The 1,291-nt window shown below is 63.3% G+C and carries 1 protein-coding gene; it reads left to right on the plus strand.

Features of this window, described 5'->3' with window-relative positions:
- Positions 1-354 precede the first annotated feature (354 nt).
- On the plus strand, positions 355-1,291 hold a 937-nt coding region (locus ACZ38L_RS39565), incomplete at its 3' end, for a reverse transcriptase/maturase family protein (RefSeq protein WP_465703017.1).

Raw genomic sequence — 1,291 nt, forward strand, 5'->3', positions numbered from 1 at the left:
CAAGGCTGGATTGCTTGAAGCCCAATCCCCAGAGTGAAAGTGACGCACCATCGGAATGACGCCTGTAACCGATGCCCTTGCCATGTCCGGGCATGAACCGTGAGACCGGGCAACCTCCATGGCGCGGGACGCCGCCCAGCGAGGGCGGTCAAGGGGATGAGTGGGCGGCCTACGTCGTGCTCGATACGTACAACGAAGACGTACCGCGGGATCGCCTACGGGGCGCGAGCCCTATGGCGACGGAGTGCCCGTAGTAGTCGCAGGAGTAACGACCTGCCAGGGAGGCCGGGAAAGCCGGACCGCAGGGCAAAGGGGCACAGGTAATCAAGATGGTCAGCCGGGGAGGGATGCGCAATGCAGAGGGCTGAAACCGTGCTGAACGTCATCCGGGAACGCGGCAGGCGTGGCCTGCCGCTGGAGAGGCTGTACCGGCAGCTGTTCAACAGGGAGTTGTTCCTGCTGGCCTACGGGCGTATCTGCGCCAACAAGGGTGCGATGACACCCGGGGTCACCAAGGAGACCGTGGACGGCATGTCACTGGCCAAGATTGACAGAATCATCGGGGCTCTGCGTGCGGAGTCCTATCGGTGGTCCCCGGCCAGGCGGGTCTATATTCCGAAGAAGATCGGGAAACGCCCGTTAGGCATGCCTCCTTGGTCGGACAAGCTGGTCGCGGAAGTAGTGCGCTTGCTTCTTGAGGCGTACTACGACGTCCAGTTCTCCGACCGCTCGCACGGTTTCCGCCCCAGACGGGGCTGCCACACCGCGCTGGACGAGGTGGTGTCGGTTTGGAAGGGAACGCACTGGATGATCGAAGGGGACATCTCCGACTGCTTCGGGAGCCTTGACCACGAGGTCATGCTCTCGACGCTGGCGGCGAAGATCCACGACGGCCGATTCCTGCAACTGATCGACCGGATGCTCAAGGCCGGGTACTTGGAGGACTGGCAGTGGAACGACACGCTCAGCGGCGCGCCGCAGGGCGGGGTCGCTTCACCGATTCTGTCCAACATCTACCTGGACCGGTTCGACCAGTTCGTTGAACAGCAGCTGATACCGGATTACGACCGAGGTAGGCGTCGACGCAAGAACCCTGCGTATCAGAACGTCGAGAACCGGATCGCGAGGGCCAGACGGCACGGCGACCGGGAGGCGGTGCGCGCGCTACAGCGCGAACGCCGCACCCTGCCGAGCCAGGACCCCGGTGATCCAGGATATCGACGTCTTCGATACGTGCGGTACTGCGATGACTTCCTACTCGGGTTCGCCGGTCCCAAGCGTGAAGCTGAGG

Source organism: Kitasatospora sp. NPDC024654, assembly GCF_055559155.1.